General features: G+C 62.3%; 25 protein-coding genes and 1 tRNA gene. 17 read left to right on the forward strand and 9 right to left on the reverse strand.

Annotation, left to right across the window (positions count from 1 at the left end; genetic code table 11):
- The first annotated feature begins 222 nt into the window (after positions 1-222).
- The 4 genes from EYF70_RS04040 to EYF70_RS04055 are packed head-to-tail and all read left to right on the forward strand — an operon-like array spanning position 223 to position 3,891.
- Positions 223-1,152: a branched-chain amino acid ABC transporter permease gene (locus tag EYF70_RS04040; RefSeq protein ID WP_131144252.1), complete on the forward strand. Its 930-nt coding sequence runs from the start codon at positions 223-225 to the stop codon at positions 1,150-1,152.
- Positions 1,153-1,162: 10 nt separating this feature from the next.
- A complete protein-coding gene (locus EYF70_RS04045) occupies positions 1,163-2,380 on the forward strand; it encodes an ABC transporter permease subunit (protein WP_131144253.1) in 1,218 nt (405 codons plus the stop codon).
- Between the two features lie 9 nt (positions 2,381-2,389).
- Entirely contained in the window at positions 2,390-3,160 is a 771-nt protein-coding gene (locus EYF70_RS04050; protein WP_131144254.1) for an ABC transporter ATP-binding protein, read from the forward strand.
- Positions 3,160-3,891: an ABC transporter ATP-binding protein gene (locus tag EYF70_RS04055; RefSeq protein ID WP_131144255.1), complete on the forward strand. Its 732-nt coding sequence runs from the start codon at positions 3,160-3,162 to the stop codon at positions 3,889-3,891. Before EYF70_RS04050 ends, EYF70_RS04055 begins: the two co-directional genes overlap by 1 nt.
- A gap of 230 nt (positions 3,892-4,121) precedes the next feature.
- Here the strand turns inward: EYF70_RS04055 and EYF70_RS04060 are convergent.
- The 3 genes from EYF70_RS04060 to phaP all read right to left on the reverse strand — a co-directional run bounded on the left by EYF70_RS04060 (position 4,122) and on the right by phaP (position 7,453).
- A protein-coding gene (locus tag EYF70_RS04060) for an IS3 family transposase (protein WP_131144256.1) occupies positions 4,122-5,491 on the reverse strand; the annotation gives its coding sequence in 2 pieces (ribosomal slippage) (positions 4,122-5,020 and positions 5,020-5,491; 1,371 coding nt in all).
- Positions 5,492-5,668: 177 nt separating this feature from the next.
- A complete protein-coding gene (locus EYF70_RS04065) occupies positions 5,669-6,634 on the reverse strand; it encodes a threo-3-hydroxy-L-aspartate ammonia-lyase (protein WP_131144257.1) in 966 nt (321 codons plus the stop codon).
- A gap of 240 nt (positions 6,635-6,874) precedes the next feature.
- A complete protein-coding gene (gene phaP / locus EYF70_RS04070; protein WP_131144258.1) occupies positions 6,875-7,453 on the reverse strand; it encodes a TIGR01841 family phasin in 579 nt (192 codons plus the stop codon).
- Positions 7,454-7,938: 485 nt separating this feature from the next.
- Between phaP and EYF70_RS04075 the strand changes: the two genes are divergently transcribed.
- The 3 genes from EYF70_RS04075 to EYF70_RS04085 all read left to right on the forward strand — a co-directional run bounded on the left by EYF70_RS04075 (position 7,939) and on the right by EYF70_RS04085 (position 11,008).
- Positions 7,939-8,805, forward strand: a complete 867-nt coding sequence (locus EYF70_RS04075; protein WP_131144259.1) for a DMT family transporter — start codon at positions 7,939-7,941, stop codon at positions 8,803-8,805.
- Between the two features lie 22 nt (positions 8,806-8,827).
- Positions 8,828-9,553 carry a nitroreductase gene (locus EYF70_RS04080; protein ID WP_131144260.1) on the forward strand — a complete coding sequence of 242 codons (726 nt, stop codon included), beginning with the start codon at positions 8,828-8,830 and terminating at the stop codon, positions 9,551-9,553.
- Between the two features lie 303 nt (positions 9,554-9,856).
- Positions 9,857-11,008 carry a serine hydrolase gene (locus EYF70_RS04085; RefSeq protein WP_131144261.1) on the forward strand — a complete coding sequence of 384 codons (1,152 nt, stop codon included), beginning with the start codon at positions 9,857-9,859 and terminating at the stop codon, positions 11,006-11,008.
- On the opposite strand, the gene EYF70_RS04090 is transcribed toward EYF70_RS04085, so the two are convergent.
- The gene (locus tag EYF70_RS04090; protein ID WP_131144262.1) at positions 10,987-11,769 is read right to left on the reverse strand and encodes an IclR family transcriptional regulator; all 783 of its coding nucleotides are present in this window, start codon (positions 11,767-11,769) and stop codon (positions 10,987-10,989) included. The two genes, EYF70_RS04085 and EYF70_RS04090, sit on opposite strands and share 22 nt — an antisense overlap.
- A 127-nt stretch (positions 11,770-11,896) precedes the next feature.
- On the opposite strand from EYF70_RS04090, the gene EYF70_RS04095 reads away from it, so the two are divergent.
- From EYF70_RS04095 to EYF70_RS04130, 8 genes are all read left to right on the forward strand, one after another.
- On the forward strand, positions 11,897-12,283 hold the full coding sequence (locus tag EYF70_RS04095) for a diacylglycerol kinase (RefSeq protein ID WP_131144263.1): 387 nt from the start codon (positions 11,897-11,899) through the stop codon (positions 12,281-12,283).
- Between the two features lie 100 nt (positions 12,284-12,383).
- Positions 12,384-13,391 (forward strand): sulfate ABC transporter substrate-binding protein, encoded by a 1,008-nt coding sequence (locus EYF70_RS04100; protein WP_131144264.1) that lies wholly within the window; start codon positions 12,384-12,386, stop codon positions 13,389-13,391.
- Between the two features lie 13 nt (positions 13,392-13,404).
- Positions 13,405-13,962, forward strand: a complete 558-nt coding sequence (locus tag EYF70_RS04105) for an RBBP9/YdeN family alpha/beta hydrolase (RefSeq protein WP_131144265.1) — start codon at positions 13,405-13,407, stop codon at positions 13,960-13,962.
- Between the two features lie 25 nt (positions 13,963-13,987).
- Positions 13,988-14,626, forward strand: a complete 639-nt coding sequence (locus tag EYF70_RS04110) for a peroxiredoxin (RefSeq protein WP_131144266.1) — start codon at positions 13,988-13,990, stop codon at positions 14,624-14,626.
- 386 nt (positions 14,627-15,012) lie between these two features.
- Positions 15,013-15,819, forward strand: coding sequence for a sulfate ABC transporter permease subunit CysT (gene cysT, locus EYF70_RS04115; protein ID WP_131148884.1), 807 nt, complete (start codon positions 15,013-15,015; stop codon positions 15,817-15,819).
- A 2-nt stretch (positions 15,820-15,821) separates the two neighbouring features.
- Positions 15,822-16,697 (forward strand): sulfate ABC transporter permease subunit CysW, encoded by an 876-nt coding sequence (gene cysW, locus EYF70_RS04120; protein WP_131144267.1) that lies wholly within the window; start codon positions 15,822-15,824, stop codon positions 16,695-16,697.
- Between the two features lie 62 nt (positions 16,698-16,759).
- On the forward strand, positions 16,760-17,833 hold the full coding sequence (locus EYF70_RS04125) for a sulfate/molybdate ABC transporter ATP-binding protein (protein ID WP_131144268.1): 1,074 nt from the start codon (positions 16,760-16,762) through the stop codon (positions 17,831-17,833).
- The gene (locus EYF70_RS04130) at positions 17,830-18,762 is read left to right on the forward strand and encodes a CysB family HTH-type transcriptional regulator (protein ID WP_131144269.1); all 933 of its coding nucleotides are present in this window, start codon (positions 17,830-17,832) and stop codon (positions 18,760-18,762) included. The genes EYF70_RS04125 and EYF70_RS04130 overlap by 4 nt, the downstream gene beginning before the upstream one ends.
- Before the next feature lie 178 nt (positions 18,763-18,940).
- Here the strand turns inward: EYF70_RS04130 and EYF70_RS04135 are convergent, their stop codons facing one another.
- The 5 genes from EYF70_RS04135 to EYF70_RS04155 all read right to left on the reverse strand — a co-directional run bounded on the left by EYF70_RS04135 (position 18,941) and on the right by EYF70_RS04155 (position 23,335).
- On the reverse strand, positions 18,941-19,987 hold the full coding sequence (locus EYF70_RS04135; RefSeq protein WP_131144270.1) for an aldo/keto reductase: 1,047 nt from the start codon (positions 19,985-19,987) through the stop codon (positions 18,941-18,943).
- Between the two features lie 47 nt (positions 19,988-20,034).
- Positions 20,035-21,081: a quinone-dependent dihydroorotate dehydrogenase gene (locus EYF70_RS04140; RefSeq protein ID WP_131144271.1), complete on the reverse strand. Its 1,047-nt coding sequence runs from the start codon at positions 21,079-21,081 to the stop codon at positions 20,035-20,037.
- A gap of 102 nt (positions 21,082-21,183) precedes the next feature.
- On the reverse strand, positions 21,184-21,921 hold the full coding sequence (locus EYF70_RS04145; RefSeq protein ID WP_131144272.1) for an arginyltransferase: 738 nt from the start codon (positions 21,919-21,921) through the stop codon (positions 21,184-21,186).
- A gap of 116 nt (positions 21,922-22,037) precedes the next feature.
- Positions 22,038-22,766 (reverse strand): leucyl/phenylalanyl-tRNA--protein transferase, encoded by a 729-nt coding sequence (gene aat / locus EYF70_RS04150; protein ID WP_131144273.1) that lies wholly within the window; start codon positions 22,764-22,766, stop codon positions 22,038-22,040.
- Complete coding sequence (locus tag EYF70_RS04155; RefSeq protein ID WP_131144274.1) at positions 22,763-23,335, reverse strand: NUDIX hydrolase; 573 nt, start codon at positions 23,333-23,335, stop codon at positions 22,763-22,765. The genes aat and EYF70_RS04155 overlap by 4 nt, the downstream gene beginning before the upstream one ends.
- Positions 23,336-23,508: 173 nt before the next feature.
- Between EYF70_RS04155 and EYF70_RS04160 the strand changes: the two genes are divergently transcribed.
- Both EYF70_RS04160 and EYF70_RS04165 read left to right on the forward strand, forming a co-directional pair.
- Positions 23,509-23,585: transfer RNA gene (locus tag EYF70_RS04160), tRNA-Met, on the forward strand.
- A 318-nt stretch (positions 23,586-23,903) separates the two neighbouring features.
- Positions 23,904-24,548 (forward strand): hypothetical protein, encoded by a 645-nt coding sequence (locus EYF70_RS04165; protein ID WP_131144275.1) that lies wholly within the window; start codon positions 23,904-23,906, stop codon positions 24,546-24,548.
- Positions 24,549-24,563: the final 15 nt, after the last annotated feature.

Consider the following 24,563-nt stretch of genomic DNA (forward strand, 5'->3'; position numbering starts at 1 on the left):
TTCACCGGCTTCCAGAACCCCTGCGAAAGTAGTAGGATGCGAGCCGGTTGCACGGGATGAAACAGCGGCAATGAACAGCGATGCTGGCAAGCATCATGCGGCGGCACTGCGGGGCTATCCTCCGGGTGCCGTTTTTGTTACGCGTTGGCCGGCGATACACAGCCGGCCGGCGCATGAGATCGAGCCGATAACACGGTCGAACAAGGTCGAACAAGGGGAGCGATGGATACCTTCATCCAACAAATTATCAATGGCCTCGTGCTGGGCAGCATGTATGCGCTGGTGGCGCTCGGCTACACGATGGTGTACGGCGTGTTGAACCTGATCAACTTCGCCCACGGCGACGTGCTGATGATCGGCGCCATGATCGGCCTGACGATCATGAATATCCTCGGCGCCCATTTCCCTGAAATGAATGGCTGGCTGCAACTGGGCATCGCGATCCTGGGCGCCATTCCCGGCTGCATCATCGTCAACGTGCTGATCGAACGCATCGCCTACCGTCGGCTGCGCAACGCGCCGCGCCTGGCGCCGCTGATCACGGCGATCGGCATGTCGATCCTGCTGCAAACCTTCGCCATGATGATCTGGGGCCGCAACCCGCTGCCGTTCCCGCAACTGCTCCCGGCCGATCCGATCGCCATTGGCGGCGCCGTGATCAGCGTGACGCAGGTATTGCTGCTGGCCCTGGCCGCGCTGTCGATGTGCGCGCTGGTGCTGCTCGTCGAGAAAACCAAGATGGGCCGGGCGATGCGCGCCGTGGCGGAAAACCCCCGCGTGGCAGGCCTGATGGGGGTCGATTCGAACCGCGTGATCGTCTACACGTTCGCGATCGGCGCCGCTCTGGCCGCCGTGGCCGGCGTGATGTGGGGCGCGAACTATGCGTCGATCCAGTTCGCCATGGGCACGATCCCCGGCCTGAAGGCGTTCTGCGCCGCGGTGCTGGGCGGTATCGGCAATATCTATGGCGCGATGATCGGCGGGATCGTGCTGGGCATCATCGAAAGCCTGGGCGCCGGCTACATCGGCGACCTGACCGGGGGCTTCCTCGGCAGCCACTACCAGGACATCTTTGCCTTCATCGTGCTGATCCTGGTGCTGACGGTGCGTCCGTCCGGCATTATGGGTGAACGCGTCGCCGACCGCGCCTGAGGAGACCGACATGGCACTGCTCAATTTCGACACTTCGCGCGATCCGAAAAAGGCCTACCTCAGCATGGCGTTGCTGCTGGCGGTGATGGTGGCCTTCCCGTTCTTCGCGCAACACTATGGCAATTCGTGGGTGCGCATCGCCGACCTGGCGCTGCTGTACATCATGCTGGCGCTGGGCCTGAACATCGTGGTCGGCTTTGCCGGCCTGCTGGACCTGGGCTATATCGCGTTCTACGCGGTAGGCGCCTACCTGACGGGCCTGCTCGCTTCGCCCCAGTTCGCCACGCTGCTCGAATCGATCATCATGCTGCACCCGGCGTTCGGTGAAACGCTGGTGGCGATCCTCGGCGAGGATATCCGCACCAACGGCATCCACCTGTCGGTATGGTTCATCGTGCCGTTCGCGGCGGCATTGGCCGGCCTGTTCGGCGCCATCCTCGGTGCGCCCACGCTGAAGCTGCGCGGCGACTACCTGGCCATCGTCACGCTGGGTTTCGGCGAGATCATCCGGATCTTCATGAACAACCTGAACGATCCGATCAACTTCACCAACGGTCCGCAGGGCATCAACCTGATCGATCCGATCCGGGTGTTCGGCGTGGACCTGGCCGGCGAACAGGGTTCCGGCGCGATGGTGTCGATCGGCGCCTGGCAGATCCCTTCCGTCAATGCCTACTATTTCCTGTTCCTGTTCCTGTGCATTGCCACGATCTTCATCACCGCGCGCCTGCAGCATTCGCGCCTGGGCCGCGCCTGGGTGGCGATCCGCGAAGATGAAATCGCCGCGAAGGCCATGGGCATCAACACCCGCAACGTGAAACTGCTGGCGTTCTCGATGGGCGCCTCGTTCGGCGGCGTGGCCGGTGCCATGTTTGCCGCGTTCCAGGGCTTTGTATCGCCGGAATCGTTCTCGCTGACCGAATCGATCGCCGTGCTGGCCATGGTGGTGCTGGGCGGTATCGGGCACATTCCCGGCGTCGTGCTGGGCGGCCTGCTGCTGGCGGCGCTGCCGGAAGTGCTGCGCCACGTGGTCGAACCGGTGCAGATGCAGCTGTTCGGCAAGGTACTGATCGAGGCCGAAGTGCTGCGCCAGCTGCTGTATGGCCTGGCGCTGGTGCTGATCATGCTGGTGCGGCCGGCGGGATTGTGGCCTTCACCGAAGCACGAGGATCGCCCGGACGGCGATTCCGACACCAAGGGCAAGGCGACCGGCGTCGTGGCAGCGTAAGGAAAACAGATGAGCGAAGAAGTCATCCTGAATATCCAGGGCGTCAATAAACGGTTCGGCGGGCTGCAGGCGCTGACCGACGTCCGTATCAACATCAAGCGCGGCCAGATCTATGGCCTGATCGGCCCGAACGGTGCCGGCAAGACCACGTTCTTCAACGTGATCACCGGCCTGTACCAGCCCGATACCGGCACCTTCGAACTGGCCGGCAAGCCGTATTCGCCGTCGGCGCCCCATGCGGTGGCGAAGGCGGGCATCGCGCGCACGTTCCAGAACATCCGCCTGTTCGGGGAAATGACAGCGCTGGAAAACGTGATGGTGGGGCGCCATGTGCGCACGCACCAGGGCGTGCTCGGCGCGATCTTCCGCCACAAGGCCGCGCGCGACGAGGAAAAGGCGATCCGCGCACGGGCCCAGGAATTGCTGGATTTCGTCGGCATCGGGCAGTTCGCCAGCCGCACCTCGAAGTTCCTGTCGTACGGCGACCAGCGCCGGCTGGAAATCGCCCGCGCGCTGGCCACCGATCCGCAACTGCTGGCGCTGGACGAACCGGCCGCCGGCATGAACGCCACAGAAAAACTGGCGTTGCGCGAGCTGCTGGTGAAGATCAAGGCGGAAGGCAAGACCGTGCTCCTGATCGAACACGACGTGAAATTGATGATGGGCCTGTGCGACCGCATCAGCGTGCTCGAATACGGCAAGCTGATCGCCGAAGGCTTGCCGCATGAAATCCAAAGCAACCAGGCTGTCATCGACGCCTATCTGGGAGGGGCGCATTGATGGCGGCAACTGAAAAGAACGTGCTGAAGATCGACGGCCTGCACGTCGCCTACGGCGGCATCAAGGCCGTCAAGGGCATCGACCTGGAAGTAAACGAGGGTGAACTGGTCACGCTGATCGGCGCCAACGGTGCCGGCAAGACCACCACGCTGAAGGCCATCACCGGCACGCTGCCGGCCTGCAAGGTGGAAGGCACGATCTCCTACCTGGGCGCGCCGCTGAAGGGTGTGCAGAGCTTCCACCTGGTGGAAAAAAAGCTGGCGATGGTGCCGGAAGGGCGGGGCGTCTTCACGCGGATGACGATCCTGGAAAACCTGATGATGGGCGCCTATACGCGCAACGACAAGGCAGGCATCGACGCCGATATCGCCAAGTGGTTCGACATCTTCCCGCGCCTGAAGGAACGCGCCGGGCAGCTGGCCGGAACGCTGTCCGGCGGCGAGCAGCAGATGCTGGCGATGGCGCGCGCGCTGATGTGCCACCCGCACCTGCTGCTGCTGGACGAGCCATCGATGGGGCTGTCGCCGATCATGGTCGAGAAGATCTTCGAGGTGATCCGCGACGTGTCGAAGCAGGGCATCACGATCCTGCTGGTCGAGCAGAACGCCAAGCTGGCGCTGCAGGCGGCCGACCGCGGCTACGTGATGGATTCCGGCGCGATCACGATGACCGGCAATGCGGACGCCATGCTGGACGACCCGCGCGTGAAAGCCGCCTACCTGGGCGAATAAGCGCCGGCATATCGATTCCATCCACCGGTGCGGCACGGCGCTCCCGCAGGCTCGACACCCGGATTTCCGGAAAATCGGTGACAGTCACCATTTATAGGAAATCGGTGACAGTCGCCATTTTCCTACCGGTCTCAACACCGGTGCGGCATGGCTCCCGCTGGCTCAGCTCACGGATTCACCAGAAAATCGGTGACAGTGAAGTGACCCCAGGAAGTTGGACGGTTTGTTAGCTATGCTACTTGGAGCTGAGTTCTGTACTGCACAGGACTCAGCCCGTTCAACCTAAGCTTGATGCGCTTGTGATTGTAGTAGCGGATGTACTTCACCAGGCCTTTCTTCAGCTCCTCGATACTGGCAAATTTCTGCAGATGGAAGTACTCAGTCTTGAGTACGGCGAAGAAGCTCTCCATGGCAGCGTTATCGAGGCAATTTCCTTTGCGAGACATGCTCTGCACGACATTTTTATCCTCCAGCGCCTTCCGGTAAGCGGGCTTCCGATAGTGCCATCCCTGGTCTGAGTGAAGGATTGGCTTGTCGTCTTTGCCGAGCTTTCGCAGGGCTTTTTTAACCATGTTGGTAACCAAGCTCAGCACTGGCCGGGTGTTCGTCTCGAAGGCGATGATCTCGCCGTTGCACAGATCCATCACCGGCGAGAGATACAGTTTTTTGCCAGCGACATTGAACTCCGTGACATCAGTTACCCACTTCTCGTGCATGGCCGCAGCTTCAAAATCGCGGTCCAAGAGGTTATCTGCAGCTTCGCCCACTTCGCCTTTGTAAGAACGATACTTCTTCGGCCGCACCAGCGATTTCAAGCCGAGCTCGCTCATCAAACGCTGTACACGTTTGTGGTTAACCTTATGCCCGTCCTTGCGGATCTCAGCGGCCACACGGCGATAGCCATAGCGCCCGTGGTTGCCGTCGAAGACGCCCTGAACACGATTTTTTAAGGCCTCGTCACGATCGCCTAGCTTGGCCACTTGCTGCTGATAGTAGTAAGTGCTGCGCGCCAGGCCTGCTACTTCCAGCAAGCCATCCAAAGGGAAACGCTGCCTCAGTTCAGTGATTACTTTCGCTTTTTGCGCGCTATCGCACGCTGCTGCTTCTCTTCCTGAACCAAGGCATCCAGCTTTTTTAGGTAGGCGTTCTCCATCCGCAAGTAGTTCACTTCTTTGAGAAGCTCTTCAAGGGTCTTGGCCTCTTCATCGAGAGGCGTTTGCGGCGCGGGCGGCTGGGATGTGGGCATTTTCTTCGGTCTCTGGCGCGGTCGGGGACTGAGCGCATCTATACCGCCGCTATGATAGCAGCGCTCCCACTGGCCGATGCTGCCGGTGTGGCGCACGTTGAAAATCACGGCCGTCTCGAAACATGACAACTCATGTTTCCACATGTGCTGCAATATCGACAGCTTGCCCTCAGCGCTGTGCCTATGTTGCTTCTTCTCCAGGCCCCCCACGCCATGAGCGTCGTATAGCCTGACCCACAAATAGACCAGGCTAGGATCCACGCCCATCTCGTTGCCCAGACGAACGCATCCTAACGGGCCGGCCCGATATCGATCGACCACCTCTTGCTTGAACTGCACACTGTATTTCGCCATGAAAAACCCCAAAAGTTGGTGTCCAACTTTTAGGGTTCAGTTCACAGTCACCATTTTTAGGGAAACATTGCCCGGAAAATGGAGCCTGTCACCGTTTTTCGGGAAACATTGCCTGGAAAATGGGGTACGTCCCCATTTTTCGTCTCCCCATCTTTTATCGCCGTTTCCCGGCGACGTTCAGCCGGCCAGTTCGGCGAAGCGGGGCAGGTCGACGTTGCCGCCGCTGACGATGATGCCGACCTTCTTGCCATGCAGGCTGTCGCCCAGCGCGCGGGCGGCGGCGAGGCCAAGGCAGCCGGTGGGTTCGGTGATCATCTTCATGCGGCTGGCGAAGAAACGCATTTCGTCGACCAGCCGGGCATCCGGCACCGTGAGGATGTCGTCCACGTCGCGCTGCAGGATCGGAAAGGTCAGCTTTCCCAGGTGCTGGGTCTGGGCGCCGTCGGCGATCGTCTTCGGCGTATCGATGTGGACGATGGCGCCACTCCGGAACGATTGCTGGCCGTCATTGCCCGCTTCGGGTTCGACGCCATACAGCCTGGTCTTCGGCGACAGCGCCCGGGTCGCCAGCGCCGTGCCGGACAGCAGGCCGCCACCGCCCAGCGGCACGAACAGGTAGTCCAGCTCGCCCACTTCCTCGAACAGTTCCTTGGCCACCGTGCCTTGTCCGGCGATCACGTGCGGATGGTCGTAAGGCGGAATCAGCGTCAGGCCATGCCTGGCCGCCAGGTCGCGGCCGATCTGTTCGCGGTCTTCGGTATAGCGGTCATAGGTGACGACGGTGGCGCCATAGCCGCGCGTTGCAGCGACCTTGGCTGCCGGGGCATCGAGGGGCATCACGATCGTGGCGGGAATGCCCAGCAGCTGGGCGGACAGCGCGACCGCCTGCGCATGATTGCCGGAAGAGAAGGCCACCACGCCCGCCTCGCGCTGCGCGCTGTCGAACTGCGACAGGGCATTGAAGGCGCCGCGGAACTTGAAGGCGCCGGTGCGCTGCAAGTTCTCGGCCTTGAAGTACAGCCGGGCGCCCAGCTGTTCATCGACCGTGCGCGATGTCAGCACGGGCGTGCGGTGCGCCTGCCCCGCGATGCGGCCGGCGGCGGCCACCACGTCGTCATAGGTTGGAAGCTTCGGTTCTGTCATCGTCTGTCCTTTCAAATCAGGGTGTAAACAGATTATCTGATATTGGATAAAGTGTATAGATGAAGGCGAAAAAAAGCCCCGGGAAAATCCAGAAGAAAAATCCCGGAACACGTTCGGCAGAACAAAAAAAGCCCCGAACAAGTCGGGGCGTGCGAAGGACATCCGCTGAGAGGATCCACGGATGCCGAGGAGACCTGGTACAGCGATGCTTTCAGTGCGCCGGCGCGGCCGGCGCGGGTATTACGCGGCAGCGGCGGCCGAGTTGGCGGCGGCTGGTGCGGACTTGACGGCGGCGGTGAACTGGTTCACGGCGGCGTTCACGTTCGCTTCGTAAGCTTCGGCAGCTTGCTTGGCGGTGCGGGTGAACTGTTCATAGCCGGCGTTGGCGCTGCCCAGGGCGGATTTGAACAGGGCCACGGCGTTTTCGCTGCCGGCCGGTGCGTTCTTGCTGACTTCGTCGACCAGCGAGATGATCTTGCGGTTCGTTTCCAGGATTTGCGCTTCCACGGCTTTCGAGAACTCGGAAGCGGTGCTCTGGGCGATCGATGCCAGGTGGCGGCTGTACGCGATGGCTTTCTCGGCGCTCGGCTGAGCCTGGGCAGCGCTCAGCGAGAAGAACTCCTGCGGATCCTTGGCGGCCAGCAGCTGCTTCGCGGCGGCGGAGGTATCTTCCAGCGAAGCCTTGGCGGCGGTCAGGTTCAGGTCGACGAGCTTTTCAACGCCTTCGAACGTCTTGTTCGTCAGGGAGGAGAAAATCGCGAATTGGCTTTCGAAATTCGCCTTGGTCGCATTGGAAAATTGCTCAGGAATCGAAAACATGTAGTTCTCCAGAAATAAATATCGTTGATGAAAGCTTGCTGTGGTCTAGGACAGCTATTGTGCAACGCAACATGCTCAATTCTACGGTTGCGCAAGATTAAGTCAAGCGAAATTTGTGCATTGCACCAAGGCACGATAGATTGCTCCCCAAACCGCTAGAGCGAAGCGAATTTTGTGCATTGCACCAAAGCACGAGAGGTTGCTCCCCAAAACACTAGAGTGAAGCGAATTTTGTGCATGGCACCAAAGCGTGATAGCTTGCTCCCCAAAACACCAGAGTAAAGCGACTTTGTGCATTACACCGAATCCTGACCGATTGCTTCAGTCAACACCAGAGTAAAGCGGATTCATGTATTGCACTGAAGAACGGATTCGTTACAGTTCATAACGCTAGCGTGAAGCATATTTGGTGCCTTGCACAAAAGTACCAATCCATCACTTATAGCAATACGGTCCCGCCAACTCGACCGTGTTAGACTGAAACGATGTCCCCGTTCCTTTCGCCGGTTCCCCTGTTCTTTGTTTTCCTGTGGAGTACAGGGTTCATCGTGGCCAAGTTCGGCCTGCCCTATGCCCCGCCGCTGACCTTTTTGCTGATGCGTTATGCCTGCGCGGTGGCAGTGCTCGCGCCACTGGTCTGGCTGCTGAAGGCGCCGTGGCCGACAGGCAAGGCCAGGCATATTGCCGTCTCCGGCCTCCTGCTGCATGGCGGATACCTGGCGGGCGTATGGTGCGCCATCAAGCTGGGCATGCCGGCCGGGCTGTCCGCGCTGATCGTCGGCATGCAGCCGATCCTGACCGCTTTCGCGGCGCCACTGATCGGTGAGCGCGTCACGCCACGGCAATGGCTGGGCCTGCTTTTCGGACTGGGCGGCGTAGCCCTCGTGGTGTATGCGAAAATCACCCTGACAGGCCTGTCGTGGCAAGCCATCGCACTGTGCCTGGGCGCGCTGGTGTCGATCACGGCGGGCACGCTTTACCAGAAGCACTGGTGCCCCCAATTCGATTTGCGTACGGGAACGGCCATCCAGTTTTCGGCGTGCTTCGTTGCAACGCTGCCATTTGCCCTCATGTTCGAAGGATTGACCCCGGCGTTGCCGGCGGTCGAATGGACGCCGCGTTTCGTCGCCGCACTGCTGTGGTCGGTATTTGGCTTGTCGATCGGCGCGATCTTCCTGCTGTTCGCCCTGATCCGCCGGAGCGATGCGACCCGGGTCACCAGCCTGCTGTACCTGACCCCGCCGACCACCGCGCTGATGGCATGGCTGATGTTCGGCGAGGCGTTCAGCCCCCTCGGCGTGGCCGGTATGGCGCTGGCGGTCACCGGGGTGTTCTTCGTGGTGCGCAAATGACCAACAAGGTGGAGGAGCAGGCATGATTTCCAGTCCCGAACAGCAGGCGGTGGATGCCGCCATCACGTCGCGCCGGTCGATCCGCGCCTTTCTCTCCACGCCGGTCGAGCGTGCGGACATCGCGGCGATCCTCGAAGTGGCCAGCCGGGCGCCATCCGGTACCAATACGCAGCCGTGGAAAGTATATGTACTGACGGGCGCCGCGCGCGATGCGTTGTGCGCCCGCATCACCGAAGCCTATCGGGATCCGGAGCAGAACCGCCGGCACCAGGAGGAATACGCGTACTATCCGAGGGAATGGAAGTCGCCGTATATCGACCGGCGCCGCAAGGTGGGCTGGGACCTGTATGCGCTGCTGGGGCTGACACGCGACAACAAGGAGGGGATGGCCGCCCAGCATGCCCGCAACTTCAACTTCTTCGATGCCCCGGTCGGCATGATCTTCACGATCGACCGCGTCATGGAGCAGGGATCGTGGCTCGACTATGGGATGTTCTTGCAGGGCATCATGATCGCGGCGCGGGCGCGCGGCCTCGATACCTGCCCGCAGGCGGCCTTCACACAATTCCATGCAATCATTGCGGAACAGCTGTCATTGCCCGACAATGAAATGGTGGTGTGCGGCATGGCGCTGGGCGTTGCCGATCCGGCAAGGATCGAGAACGCGCTGGTGACCGAGCGTGAACCGGTGGAACGGTTTGCCACCTTTGTCGACGATGCACCAGGTATCGTGAATGACGCATACTGACGTCAACCGATGCCTCAACCGATGCCTCAACCGATGCATCAACTGATGGTTCAATTGATGTATCCACTAACGCATCAACTGACGCATCTGCTTGATTATTCAAAGAATAATGTTTCACCGGGTTTCGTTGCTTAGCCGCATCAAGTTCGGTGGTTGCGCTATCTAAGCGCCTGTTTTTTGTGCTCGACAATGTGAAATTCTGTTGTGCGAGATCAGTGTTTTGCTACACTGCAACGTATCGTTCATTGACCCGGTCATTGGATCTTCCATGTACCGTTCATTTGCTGGATTCGGGGATATTTCATGTACAAAGTAATCGTTGCCGCCCTGATTTCTGCCCTGTGCATCGCGGTGCCGGTCACCACGGTGCAAGCGGCGAATGGCGTCAAGAAGACAGTGGTGAAGAAAACCTCCGCCAAGAAGAAATTCGTCAAGCGTGCCGGCGTGCGGCGCCAGGCTGCCGCCGAACCGCGCGGCAAGGTGGTGCGCCGCGTGGTGACCGTGCGCGGCAAGAAGCGCGTGGTGTACCAGCGCGCGCTGGTGGCTGCCGCCGCCGTGCCCGCAGCCGTGGCGGCACGTCCGACCATGGGCGACATGGCCGGCCTGAACCTCACACGCGATCCGCTGGACCTGAAATCGAACGTGGCGCTGGTCGTCGACCAGGCCAATGCCGAAGTGCTGTTCGAGAAAAATGCCGGCGTGGCGTTGCCGATCGCATCCATCACCAAGATGATGACGGGCCTGGTGGTCGTCGAAGCGAACCAGGACATGGATGAAATGCTGACCGTGACCGACGACGACGTCGACCGCGCCAAGTTTTCCAGCTCGCGCCTGAGGGTCGGCGACCGGCTGACGCGCCGTAACATGCTGCATATCGCCCTGATGAGCTCGGAAAACCGCGCAGCTTCCGCGCTGGGCCGCAACTACCCGGGCGGCTTGGCGGCCTTCGTGGCGGCGATGAATGCCAAGGCGCAGGCGCTGGGCATGACGGACACGCGCTATGCCGATTCCACCGGCCTGTCCAAGCAGAACGTGGCCAGCGCGCGCGACCTGGCCAAGCTGGCGATGGCCGCCTACGAGCATCCGATCCTGCGCGAGTTTTCCACCGACGCGAAGGCAGTGATCGAGCGTAATGGCCGCCCGGTGCAATTCGGCACCACCAACGGTCTCGTCGTACCGACGTCCGGCTGGCAGATCGGCCTGCAGAAGACCGGCTTCATCAACGAAGCGGGCCGCTGCGTGATGATGCAGGCGGTCATCGAAGGCCGTTCGGTCATCATGGTGTTGCTGGATGCGAAGGGCACCGCGGCACGCGTCGCCGATGCGATGCGCATGAAGAAATGGCTGACGGCGCTGAAACCGGCGCCGTTCGCGGAAACCATCGGCTCCGGCGGCGCCGGCAGCGCACTCAGCGCCGGCGCCGCCGCGATGACTCACTCCGCAGCCGGCATGTAACCCAGCGTGGCGGAAATCTGGTTGGCGGTAGTGACCAGGTCTTCCAGCCAATCGTCCTGCAGGCGGTCGGCCGGCGCCGAGATCGACAGGCCGGCCACCAGCTTGCCGCTGTCGTCGCGAATGCCGGCGGCCATGCAGCGCACCCCCAGCTCCAGTTCCTCGTTGTCGCGCGCATAGCCGCGCGAGCGCACCAGTGACAGCTCGCGCTCCAGCTTCCCCAGGTCCGTGATCGAATTCTTGTTGTGGCCCGCCAGCCCGGTGCGGGTGGCGTAGGCACGGATCGCCTTCGGCTCATCCACCGACAGGAACAGCTTGCCCGTCGATGTCAGGTGCAGCGGCCCGCGCCCGCCGATCGCGCGCACCACCTGCATGCCGGAACGCTCGGAGAAGGCGCGGTCGATGTAAACGATCTCGTCGCCCTGGCGGACCGACAGGTTGATCGTCTGCTGGGTTTTCTTGTGCAGTGCGCGCATGAAATCCAGCGCGGCCTCGCGGACCGACAGCCGGCTCTTCACGACATTGCCCAATTCCAGCAGGCGCATGCCGAGGCGATAGGTGCCCGGTTCGATGCGGTCGACGAAGCGCGTCAGTACCAGGTCGTTCAGGATCCGGTGTGCCGTCGAGGGGTGCAGCCCCGAGACCTTCGACAATTCCTTGAGGCTTACCGGGTCCGGGTACTTGGCCAGTGCGTCGAGCAGGCCCACCATGCGTTCGATGACCTGGATGGTCGTTTTTTGTTCTGGAACGGATTCAATTTTCATGATGTGGTTGGTGCGGTGCAGTATGTATGCGCTTCTTTATACCATGATGTGAAAATAATGGGAATTGCAAGGGTTCATCGGTGCCAGGGGTCGCTATAATGACGCACCTTTTTTGACCCCTATCCCCATGACCCAGCCTGCCAGCGAATTCAAGAGCCGGAGCGGCCTGAAGCGCATCCAGTCGGCGTTCTTTTACTCGCTCGACGGTTTGAAGACGGCGTGGCGCCATGAACACGCCTTCCGGCAAGAGCTGACGATCTTCATCGTCGCCGGCATCGCCGCGCTGTTGCTGCCCATCTCCGCTTTCCAGAAATTGGCCCTGATCGGCGTGATGGTCCTGGTATTGATCGTGGAGCTGATCAACTCGGCGATCGAAGCCGTGGTCGATCGTATCTCGCTGGAACGCCATGCCTTGTCGAAGAACGCCAAGGACCTGGGCAGCGCGGCCGTGCTGCTGGCCTGCCTGTTAGCGGCGGCGACTTGGAGCGTGGTGCTGTTCAACCGTTTCTGGTGAAGGCCCTTAGAAGTTTTTGGAATAAGGAAGGGACGAAAACTTCGTTCTCTTTCATAAGCTCAGCAGCTAATCTGCAACCTCCAACAAAAAGGGGAATCAGATGCTGTCCAAAAAACTTTCCACGCTGGCCGCCGCAGTTGTTACGACCCTCGCCGTATCGCTGACCGCACACGCGGCCGAAGTTACCCTGCTCAATGTTTCGTATGACCCGACGCGGGAGCTGTACCAGGACGTGAACGCCGCCTTCGCCAAGGAGTGGAAGGCCAAGACGGGCGACGACGTGAAGGTCAAGCAATCGCACGGCGGCTCGGGCAAGCAGGGCCGCTCCGTCATCGACGGCCTGCAGGCGGACGTCGTCACGCTGGCACTGGCCTACGATATCGATGCGATCGCCGAGAAAGGCATCGTCGCCCCGAACTGGCAGAAGCGCCTGGCCAAGAATGCCACGCCGTACAGCTCGACCATCGTGTTCCTGGTCCGCAAGGGCAATCCGAAAGGCATCAAGGACTGGGCCGACCTCGTCAAGCCGGGCGTGGCGGTGATCACGCCGAACCCGAAAACTTCCGGTGGCGCGCGCTGGAATCACCTGGCCGCCTACGGCTACGCGCTGCGCCAGCCGGGTGGCACCGACGCCACCGCGCGCGACTACCTGAAAAAACTGTACAAGAACGTGCCGGTGCTGGATTCCGGCGCACGCGGCGCCACCACCACCTTCGTCGAGCGCGGTATCGGCGACGTGCTGCTGGCGTGGGAAAACGAAGCGCTGCTGGCGATCAAGGAACTGGGCCCGGACAAGTTCCAGATCGTCGCGCCTTCCGTCTCGATCCTGGCCGAGCCGCCGGTCGCCGTGGTCGACAAGGTCGTCGACAAGCGCGGTACCCGCAAGGTGGCCGAGGCCTACCTGAACTTCCTGTACACCGATGCGGCGCAGGAGCTGATCGCCAAGAATTACTACCGCCCGACGGTGGAAAAGGAAGCCAAGAAATATGCCGCGCAATTCCCGGCCGTGAAACTGTTCACGATCGGCGACGTGGCCGGCGACTGGGCCAAGGCGCAGAAAACGCACTTCGCCGATGGCGGCGTGTTCGACCAGATCTACCAGAAGTAAGCAGGGGGAGCGCATGCCGGGCAATCTTTCGCGATTCCGCGTGCTGGTGGCGCCGGGCCTGCACGACAGCGGCCCGGAGCACTGGCAAAGCCGCTGGCAGCGCCTGTATCCGGCGTTCGAGCGGGTGTGCCAGGATGACTGGAGCGATCCGGTCCTGCCGGCATGGCGCGCACGGGTGGATGAAGTGCGCCGGCGCGATGACCGGCCCACGCTGATCGTCGCGCACAGCTTCGGCTGCCTGGCGTCGGTGCACAGCGTGGCGGCCGACCCGGCAAACGTGGCCGGACTGCTGCTGGTGGCGCCGGCCGACCCCGACAAGTTCGGCGTGGCGGCACTGCTGCCGCGCGAACCGTTGCCCGTCCCTTCCATCCTGATCGCCAGCACGAACGACCCCTGGATGCCGCTCGAGCGGGCGCGCCAGTGGGCGCAGCATTGGGGCAGCAGTTTCATCGACGCGGGTGCGCTCGGCCATATCAATGCCGAGTCGGGTTTACGCGACTGGCTGTTCGGCCAGCAGCAGTTGCAATTCCTGGTCGATCGGGCGCAGAATATGAAACCATTACAATATTGATCTTTGTCTATCACTGGAGATTTCCATGACGTTACGCCTCGGCGATACCGCACCTGACTTCGAGCAGGATTCTTCCATCGGCCGCATCAAGTTCCATGACTGGGCAGGCGATTCGTGGGTGGTGCTGTTCTCGCACCCGGCTGACTTCACGCCGGTCTGCACCACGGAACTGGGCCTGACCGCCAAGCTGAAGCCCGAGTTCGACCAGCGCAACGTGAAGGCGATCGCCCTGTCCGTCGACCCGGCCGAGTCGCACAAGGAATGGATCAAGGATATCGAGGAAACCCAGAAGACCGTGGTGGGCTTCCCGATCATCGCCGACGCCGACAAGAAAGTGGCCACGCTGTACGACATGATCCACCCGGAGCAATCGGCTACCGCCACCGTGCGTTCGGTGTTCCTGATCGACCCGGCCAAGAAGATCCGCCTGCAGCTGACGTACCCGATGAGCACCGGCCGCAACTTCGACGAGATCCTGCGCGTCATCGACGCACTGCAGCTGACCGACAAGCACACCGTGGCCACGCCGGGCAACTGGAAAGACGGCGACGACGTCATCATCCCGCTGACCGTGCAGGACCCGGAAGTGCTCAAGCAAAAGTACCCGAAAGGCTTCACGGCCCCGAAACCGTACCTGCGCCTGACGCCGCAGCCGAACAAGTAAGCGGCACCTGCACCACGACCAACCCGGGCCCGCCCGGGTTTTTTGTTGCCGAAAATCGGGGGCGTGGTGAGGATTCGCACAGCATGCTCGGCGCTTGCCAAGCCGTTGATGGCATGCAAATCCAGGAAACATTTCCTGAAACCGGGGTCTGTCCCCGGTTTTAGGAAATGTTTCTGATGTGCATGCCGCTGCAGGCCGCATGGTTGCGCCATATCAGTTCCTGCATCTAAGCAAATGACAAAAGGTTAGTTTGGTTTATAACGTCCAGATGCGAGACTTCGCCCTCAATATCCGAAAATGTAATAAGAGGGGCCACCATGTCTGCAGTACTGCCGGTTACGCAACCGGTGCCGTTCGAAGCAAGGAAGCGGGCGCCGTACCGGGTGATGCCGGGCTTTAAGCTTTCGCTGGGCTTCACGATCTTTTACCTGACGCTGATCGTCCTGATTCCCCTGTCGGCGCTGTTCCTGAAGACGTTCACGATGACGTGGGAAGCCTTCTGGAGCGCCGTCACGTCCGAGCGCGTGATGGCGTCGTACCGGCTCACGTTCGGCGCCTCGCTGATCGGCGCCACCATCAATGCCGTATTCGGCGGCATCGTGGCGTGGGTGCTGGTGCGCTACCGCTTCCCCGGCAAGCGCATCGTCGATGCACTGGTCGACCTGCCGTTCGCGCTGCCCACCGCGGTGGCCGGCATCACGCTGACGGCACTGTACTCGTCGAATGGCTGGATCGGCCAGTTCGTCGAGGGCACGCTGGGCATCAAGGTTGCCTTCACGCCGCTGGGCGTGGTGCTGGCGCTGACCTTCATCGGCCTGCCGTTCGTGGTGCGCACGGTGCAGCCGGTGCTGGAAGATGCCGAACGCGAGCTCGAAGAAGCGGCGGCGTCGCTGGGCGCGTCGTCCTGGACCACCTTCCGCCGCGTGATCTTTCCGACCGTCTTCCCCTCGTTGCTGACCGGTTTCGCGCTGGCGTTCGCGCGTGCCACCGGCGAATACGGTTCTGTGATCTTCATTGCCGGGAACATGCCGATGGTGTCGGAGATCACGCCGCTGTTCATCATCACCAAACTGGAGCAGTACGACTACACGGGTGCGACGGCCATTGCCGTGGTGATGCTGCTGGTGTCGTTCGTCATGCTGTTGGGCATTAACCTGCTGCAGGCCTGGGCACGCGGCAAGTCGGGGAAATAACAATGAGTGGAACTTCCCAACGGGGCGAACTGCCCTCCGTATCCGAAGTGCTGGAACCGCGCTGGGTGCGCTATGCGCTGATCACCGTGGCGCTGGCCTTCCTCACGCTGTTCCTGTTCGTGCCGCTGATCGCCGTGTTCGTCGAGGCGCTGAAGAAGGGCACCGAGGTCTACCTCGAATCGATCCGCGAAGACGATGCGATCGCCGCCATCAAGCTCACGCTGATCACGGCCGCCATCGCGGTGCCGCTGAACCTGGTGTTCGGCGTGGCCGCCTCGTGGGCGATCGCCAAGTTCGAGTTCCGCGGCAAGAGCCTGCTGCTGACGCTGATCGACCTGCCGTTCTCCGTGTCGCCCGTGATCTCCGGCCTGATCTACGTGCTGCTGTTCGGCGCCCAGGGCTGGTTCGGTCCATGGCTGGCCGAGCATGACATCAAGATCCTGTTCGCCGTGCCGGGCATCGTCATCGCGACCATCTTCATCACGTTCCCGTTCGTGGCGCGCGAGCTGATCCCGCTGATGCAGGCCCAGGGCAGCGAGGAAGAGGAAGCGGCCGTGGTACTGGGCGCCTCGGGCTGGCAGACCTTCTTCCGCGTGACGCTCCCCAACATCAAGTGGGGCCTGCTGTACGGCGTGATCCTGTGTAATGCCCGCGCCATGGGCGAGTTCGGCGCGGTGTCCGTGGTCTCGGGCCATATCCGCGGCGAGACCAACACGATGCCGCTGCAGGTCGAGATCCTCTACAACGAATACAACTTCGTCGCGGCCTTTGCCGTCGCCTCGCTGCTGGCGCTGCTTGCCCTGGTGACGCTGGCGCTGAAATCCTTCATCGAATGGCGCCTGCACGAATCGCGCCATGCCGACGACAACGACAATTAATGAATGGCCAATGCATGGCCAACCAACGGCCCATTAATGGCTAATACAAGCTGGAGCAAGACATGACCATCGCAGTCAAGAACATCAACAAGCGCTTCGGCGATTTCGTGGCGCTCAACAACGTGTCGCTGGATTTCCCGGCCGGCGAGCTGACGGCGCTGCTGGGCCCTTCGGGCTGCGGCAAGACCACGCTGCTGCGCTGCATCGCCGGCCTGGAACACCCGGACTCGGGCCAGGTGCTGCTCGATGGCGCCGATGCTTCCGACCGCCACGTGCGCGAACGCCAGGTGGGCTTCGTGTTCCAGCACTATGCGCTGTTCAAGCACATGACCGTGTTCGAGAACGTGGCCTTCGGCCTGCGCGTGAAACCGCGTGCCGAGCGTCCATCCGAAGACCAGATCCGCCGCAAGGTGAAGGACCTGCTGGAACTGGTGCAGCTGGACTGGCTGGCCGACCGCTATCCGCCGCAGCTCTCCGGCGGCCAGCGCCAGCGTATCGCCCTGGCGCGTGCCCTGGCGGTCGAACCGCGCGTGCTTCTGCTGGACGAACCGTTCGGCGCGCTGGACGCCAAGGTGCGCAAGGAACTGCGCCGCTGGTTGCGCCGCCTGCACGACGACCTGCACGTGTCGTCGATCTTCGTCACGCACGACCAGGAAGAAGCGCTGGAAGTGGCCGACCAGGTGGTGTTGATGAACAAAGGCACCGTCGAGCAGATCGGCACGCCGGACCAGGTCTATAACCATCCCGCATCGCCGTTCGTGTACGGCTTCCTGGGCAATGTCAACGTGTTCCACGGCCGCGTGCACGAAGGGGTGCTGGCCAGCGAAGGCGCGCAGCTCGACGTGCCGGACCATACCCACGTGCGCGACGCGAAGGGCACCGCCTATGTGCGACCGCACGAGATGGACGTCGACCGCTACTCCGCCGGTGCGGAAGGCATCGTCGTCAAGCTGCGCCGTGCGCACGCGATCGGTCCGCTGGCCCAGCTGGACCTCGAGCGCGCCGACAATGCGCAGCTGATCGAGGCGACGATTTCCAATGAGCGGTTCCAGAACCTGGGACTGAAAGAGGGCGAGACCCTGGTCGTGCGGCCGAAGCGCCTGCGCGTGTTTGTCGATGAAGGAGCGTCCATATGAACTTCCAGCAGCTGCGTTCCATCCGCGAAGCGGCCCGCCGCAACTACAACCTGACCGAAGTGGCGAACGCGCTGTTCACGTCGCAGCCGGGCGTGAGCCGCCAGATCCGCGAACTCGAAGATGAATTGGGCGTCGTCATTTTCGAGCGCAACGGCAAGCGGCTGACGGGCCTGACCGAGCCGGGCAAGGGTATCCTGAAGATCATCGACCGCCTGCTGATCGAAGCGGAGAACCTGCAGCACGCCAGCATGGAATACAAGGGCCAGAGCACCGGCACGCTGACGGTGGCCGCCACGCACACGCAGGCGCGCTATGCGCTGCCGCGCGCCGTGTCGCATTTCCGCAAGACCTTCCCGGACGTGCGGATCGCGCTGCAGCAGAGTTCACCGGAACACATCGCCGAATGGGTATTGTCCGGCAAGGCCGATATCGGTATCGCTACCGAGGGCCTGTCGCAGTTCCCCGACCTGGTGTCGTTCCCCTGCTACCGCTGGAGCCACCTGATCGTGGTGCCGGACGACCACCCGCTGCTGAGCCGCACGCCGGTGCGGCTGGAAGACCTGGCCGAGTTCCAGCTGATCACCTACGACGTGGGTTTCACGGGCCGCGGCCACATCGACGATGCGTTCGACAAGGCCGGCGTGCGGCCCGACATCGTGCTGACCGCGATGGATTCGGACGTCATCAAGCAGTACGTGGCGCTGGGCCTCGGTGTCGGCCTGGTCGCATCGATGGCGTTCGACCATGGCCGCGACAAGGGCCTGCGCGCGATCGAGGCGTCGCACCTGTTCGCGCCCAACACCACGCGGCTCGCCGTACGGCGCGGTGCCTACCTGCGGCAGTATGCGTACGAGTTCATCGCGCAATTCGCGCCGGAGCTGAAGCGGGGAGATATCGAGCAGGCGCTGCTGGGTGGGGAGGCCGCGTGATGACTGGCTTCGTTGAAAATTTCCATAGTTGATCCCGGCGCAGGCCGGGATTTTTTTTGCTCGATGCGACCCGTAGCGCGTGAGCCTGGTATCGGACATGATTTTCCGGGCGATGTTTCCTGGCAAAAGCACCCGGGAAAAATGTCCGACACCGGCGCGCCGCTACCGGCATCGAAACTTACTGCCCCGGATTCGTGATGCTGGCGTGGATCGCATCGATCCCCTCCAGCACGTGCTGCGGCAGTTTCACCGCATACGCGTCGATGTTTTCCTCCAGTTGCGCCAGCGTGGTGGCGCCGATGATGGTGGAGCCGACGAACCAGCGCGAATAGCACCAGGCCAGCGCCATCTGCGTGGGCGTCAGGCCGTTGTCGCGCGCGAGTTTCGTGTACCGCGCCACGGCCTCCAGCACGGCGGGGCGCAGGTAGCGCGGGCTCCAGGTGGGCGGGAAGATCGTCAGGCGGCCATGTGCCTTCGGATCGTCGTGGTACTTCGCCGTCAGCTGGCCGAATGCCAGCGGGCTATAGGCCAGCAGCGTCACGTCTTCGCGGAAGCAGGTCTCGTCCAGGAAGCTCGTTTCGTAATGGCGCGCGGTCAGGTTGTACAGGTTCTGGATCGTTGCGATGCGCGGCAAGCCCTTCATTTCGGCCTGCTTGATGAACTCGGAAATCCCCCAGCTCGATTCGTTCGACACGCCAATGTGGCGGATCTTGCCCTCGTCGACCAGCTTGCCCAGCGCGGCCAGGGTGTCCTCGATCGCCACGCAGGGGCGCTCGTTATCCGGATTGAACGCGTTGGCGCCGAAGATGGGCACGTTGCGGCTTGGCCAGTGCAGCTGGTACAGGTCGATGTAGTCGGTCTGCAGGCGCTGCAGGCTGGTCTCCACGGCGGAACGCAGGTTCGCTTCGTCGAAGTTCTGCTGGCCGCCGCGCACCCAGTGGATGCCCGGGTTCGGACCGGCCGCCTTGGTGGCCAGCACGAGATCCGAGCGCTTGCCGCTTTTCTTCAGCCAGGTGCCGATATAGCGTTCGGTGAGACCCTGCGTTTCCGCGCTCGGCTGCACCGGGTACATCTCGGCCGTGTCGATGAAATTGATGCCCCGTTCGATCGCGTAGTCGAGCTGCGCGTGCGCGTCGGCTTCGGTGTTCTGCCGGCCCCACGTCATCGTGCCGAGGCAGATTTTCGTGACGCCGACGTCGGTACGGCCCAGTGTGATCTTCTCCATTGCTCTCCTTTATTCGACCTTATTTACCCTTGTTCTTACCCTTGTACTTATCCTTGTTTGCGGATGGCGTCCGCGCAATCGCGCACCAGCGCCGGGCCCGCGTATATCAGGCCGCTGTACAACTGCACCAGTTGCGCGCCGGCGTCGATCTTCGCCTTCGCATCCGCGCCGCGCATGATGCCGCCCACGCCGATGATCGGCAGCGCGCCGCCCAGCTCCGCCTTCAGCAGGCGGATCACGCGGTTCGACAGCTCGAACACGGGCGCGCCGGACAGGCCGCCCGCTTCGGCGCCGTGCTGCATGCCTTCCACGGCGCTGCGCGACAGCGTGGTATTGGTGGCGATCACGCCATCGATGTTGTGGCGCACCAGCGCGTCGGCGATGTTCTTCACCTGTTCCTCGTCCATGTCCGGTGCGATCTTCAGGGCCAGCGGCACATAGCGCTTGTGCTGGTCTGCCAGGCGCCCCTGCGCATCCTTCAGCTGCGCCAGCAGGCCGTCGAGTTCGGAACCGCCCTGCAGCTGGCGCAGGTTCTTCGTGTTCGGCGACGAGATGTTGACCGTGACATAGCTGGCATACGGGTAGACCTTCTGCAGGCAGTGCAGGTAATCGTCGGCGGCCCGTTCGATCGGCGTATCGGCGTTCTTGCCGATGTTCAGGCCCAGCACGCCTTCCTTGTTCCGGTAGAAACGCGACGATTGCACGTTCGCCACGAAGGCATCCACGCCGCCGTTATTGAATCCCATGCGGTTGATGATGCCGTGCGCGGCGGGCAGGCGGAACATGCGCGGCTTGGGGTTGCCGGGCTGGGCGCGCGGTGTCACCGTGCCCACCTCGATCGAGCCGAAGCCCAGGTCGGCCAGCGCGTCGATGTAGGCGCCATCCTTGTCCAGGCCGGCGGCCAGGCCCACCGGGTTCTTGAACAGCAGGCCCATCACCGTGCGCGGGTCGGCTTTCGGCTGTTGCACGATGGCGCGCATCAGGCCGAGCCTGGACAGGCGCTTCAGGTTGTCGAGAGTGAAATGGTGCGCGGATTCGGCGTCCATCGAAAACAGCGCCGGACGCGCGAGGGAATACAGGAATTTGTCGGACATGAGGACACTATGGGTGAGCTGCAACCGGGGAGTGGGTTGCACATTGCCCGCCATTTTACATGCGGCCGCGGGCGGGCCGAAGGCGGGCCACCCGGCAGGGGCTTACTCGGCGGTGCGCGGCATCACGGCCCACACGCCCTTGCGGCGCGCTTCCAGCGGCTGGAACTTGATCTTGTAGCTCATCTTCGGGCTTTCCTCGATCCAGTAGCCCAGGTAGACGTAGGGCAGGCCCAGCTCGCGTGCCTGCTGGATCTGCCACAGCACGTTGTAGGTGCCGAACGAGGCGCCCGGCACGTCGGGATCGAAGAAGGTGTACACGGAGGACAGGCCGTCGGACAGCACGTCGATGATCGAGACCATGCGCAGCGTGCCATCGGGTTCGCGGAATTCGACCAGCCGCGTGTTGACGCGGCTTTGCAGCAGGAATTGCGCATACTGGTCGCGGCTGTCCTGGTCCATGCCGCCGCCGGCGTGGCGCGTGCTCTGGTAGCGCAGGTACAGCGCATAGTGCTCGTCCGAGAACGACAGCGTGGCCACGCCGGTGCGCAAGTCGTTGTGCCGGGCCCATGCGCGGCGCTGGCCGCGCGTGGAGGTGAATTCATCGGCCACCACGCGCACGGGGATGCAAGCCTGGCAACCGTCGCAGTACGGCCGGTAGGTGAAGATGCCGCTGCGCCGGAAGCCGTTGCGCACCAGTTCGGAATACACGTCCGCATTGATCAGGTGCGACGGCGTGGCTACCTGGGAGCGGGCCTGGCGCGTTTCCAGGTAGCTGCAGGGGTAGGGCGCGGTGGTGTAGAACTGGAGCGCGGCAAAGGGGAGGTCGTTCAGCTGCGTCATGCAGAACCTGTCGTGGGATTGGCGGTTGTTCGTATCATAGCGCGTTCAGGAAAGACACTGTGTTCGCCGTCACACCAACCCGGCCGCCTTGCCGAACGCCTGCCCGGGTTGCCGCATCAACTGCCGGCAACCAGTGGCGGTATCGGCCGCCAGCCGCGGATCCGGGGCTTCGCGATGGCCCCTTTCAGGTGTTCCAGGAAGGCCGCCCGCGGGATGGGGCGGGCACCCAGCGACGCCAGGTGTCCGGTCTCCTGCTGGCAGTCGATCATCTGCACGCCATGCCGCGCCAGGAAATGCACGAGGTAGGCCAATGCCACCTTCGAGCCATCCGAGACACGCGCGAACATCGATTCGCCGTAGAACATCCGGCCGATCGACACGCCGTACGCGCCGCCCACCAGTTCGCCATCGAGCCACACTTCGGAAGAATGGGCAAAGCCGAGGCCGTGCAAGCCGGTATAGCCGCGGATGATGTCGTCCGAGATCCACGTGCCGGGGCCGTCGCGCCGCGGCGCCGCGCAGGCGCGCATCACCTGCTCGAACGCGCTGTCGAAGCGCACCTGCCAGCGCCCGTCCGTGCGGCCGCTTTTTTCCACCTTCTTCAGCGTCTTCGCCAGGCTGTCCGATATCCTGAATTCGGCCGTATGCAGCACCATGCGCGGGTCGGTGCTCCACCACAGGATCGGCTGGCCCTCGGAAAACCACGGGAAGATGCCGCGCTGGTAAGCCGCCAGCAGGCGCTCGGGCGACAGGTCGCCGCCGGCGGCCAGCAAACCGGGCGCTTCGGTGGTCAGCGCTTCGGAGACATCGGGGAACGGAGTGTGGGCGCCGAGCCAGGGAATCATGAGTCGCCGCGCATCGGACGCGTGATGTCCTGCGTATGGAAACCATAGCTGCCGCCCTCCAGCACTTTGGCGCGGTCGGCAAAGAAATATTCCAGCGTCGTGTGGATCGTGGGGAAGGCCAGGTCGTCCCACGGGATTTCACTTTCCGTGAACATTTGCACATCGAGGCTTTCCTCGCCGGGCGCGAAGTCGAGATCGCGCAGCGTGGCCAGGTAGAACAGGTGCACCTGGTGCACGTGCTTGACATTGAGCAGCGTGAACAGTTTGCCCAGCTCGATGTTGGCGCCCGCTTCCTCTTCCGTTTCGCGCTGGGCGGCATCGGCCGTGGTCTCGTTGTTTTCCATGAAGCCGGCCGGTAGCGTCCAGTAGCCATAGCGGGGCTCGATGGCGCGCCGGCACAGCAGCACCCGCAACTCGCCGTCACGTTCCCACACGGGGATCGTACCGATCACCATCTTTGGATTCTGGTAATGGATCGTCGCGCACTGAGGGCAAACGTAGCGGGGGCGGTTGTCGCCGGCCGGGACCATCAGCTCGACCGGGTGGGCGCATTCGGAACAGAATTTCATACAGTTCGGTGTCGGTTGTCGTTTGCCTACTTTACACTGTTTGCCCGCCCCCTTGTACCCGCGGCGCACCAGGCCGGGCATGGCCGCTGACGTATATAGCCGATCTATCATACGGAAAACGAGCATAAATATTGCCTAAACCCGCGAAAGGGCCTATAATTCATTTCATCAGACGCGGGGTGGAGCAGTCTGGCAGCTCGTCGGGCTCATAACCCGAAGGTCACAGGTTCAAATCCTGTCCCCGCAACCAGAATTCCGGAAAGCCGTCATCGCTATCGAACAGATGCGATGGCGGCTTTTTTCATTGGGCCGTCGTCGGCAGCGTGCTGGTCCCGGGGCTTAAGCTCCAGGCTCCAAAGCGCTTGGCTACGCGGCCTGCTGCCCCTGTTGGCTCGCAATCCTGCCCGGCTCCCACGCTGCCTGGGCCGAACTGCCCGGTCGATCGCTTATTTCCATCGGGGCCTCGACGATTCACGTTCGAACGCCGCATTGTAATTTTCCATTTCCGGTGGATGATTCCCCGCATCCCATCTGTACAATTGCCATTTCATAAATCGAGGTGGCTGGCATGATGCTAGTGACACGCCGCGTTCATTCCCTGGCAGGAGTTGCAGCGGTACTGGGCCTGCATGCGTTTTTCCTGTATTTCCTGTTGATCGAGCGGTCCGATTCCGGGAAAGCCTCGGCAGCACATTATTCACAGCTTCTATTGATCGTCCTGCCGCCGCCGAAGCCGGCGGTGAAAATACCGGAAGCACCGCGAATTCCCGCCGCGAAGCCGGTACGGGAAAAATCCATCGACGCGCCAATCCCCGCCGAAGTCCAATCCCCACTACCGGTCGAAACCCCGGCCGGAATTCCTCCAGCAGATCCATTCAACGAAAATAGCCGTGTCGATATCGACAGCCTCGTAAAACAGGCTGGCAAGGCCGATCGGGAAATCCGCCCGGCCAACGATATGCGGACATACGGGCCAGCACCGGGCTCGATGGAAGCGGTAATGACGCGGGCATTCAACGAAGCCAAATTGGCTGTACCGCTGAAATGGTATGAAGCGGCCCGTATTTCGGAAGTGACCCCGCCGGGTGCGCGCAAGCCGATTTACCAGGTCAAGACGGCATTCGGCACCTATTGCCTGTATTACCCGGACAAGCTGACGGAAGGTACCGGGCAGCCGAAAATGGCCGACTGCCCGCGCAGCCTGGGGCGCTGAGCCCTGCTTTGGACG

The sequence above is a fragment of the Pseudoduganella albidiflava genome, assembly GCF_004322755.1.
Taxonomy (GTDB): domain Bacteria; phylum Pseudomonadota; class Gammaproteobacteria; order Burkholderiales; family Burkholderiaceae_D; genus Rugamonas; species Rugamonas albidiflava.